Source organism: Escherichia sp. AM3 (genome assembly GCF_032029835.1).
Lineage (GTDB): Bacteria > Pseudomonadota > Gammaproteobacteria > Enterobacterales > Enterobacteriaceae > Escherichia > Escherichia coli.
In genome coordinates this window covers 1-417 of record NZ_JAVUPQ010000601.1, presented here as the reverse complement: position 1 = coordinate 417, position 417 = coordinate 1, and the positions used below count along the sequence as shown (strand labels likewise).

Here is a 417-nt window from a genome sequence, read left to right as displayed (position 1 = left end):
ACTGAATACCCTGTTGACGGCAATTAACGAACGCCGCTTCCGCAACGGCGCCAGCGAAGAGAAGATCCCCATGCGCCTGCTGGTGGCCGCGTCTAACGAATTGCCCGAAGCCGACAGCAGCCTAGAAGCGCTGTATGACCGTATGCTGATCCGTCTGTGGCTGGATAAAGTCCAGGATAAATCAAACTTCCGTTCCATGCTGGTAAGCCAGCAGGATGAAAACGAAAACCCGGTGGCAGCGTCATTGCAGGTCACGGACGAGGAATACCACCAGTGGCAGGAGGAGATCGGCAAGATAAAACTGCCCGATCCCGTTTTTGAGCTGATCTTCATGCTGCGCCAGCAGCTTGATTTGCTGCCCTCCGCGCCGTACGTCTCCGATCGTCGCTGGAAAAAAGCCATTCGCCTGCTCCAGGC

General features: G+C 56.1%; 1 pseudogene. It reads left to right on the top strand.

The annotated features are described in order from the left end of the window. Positions 1-417 (top strand): annotated as a pseudogene (locus tag RTW80_RS27465) (ATPase RavA); the annotation flags it as partial.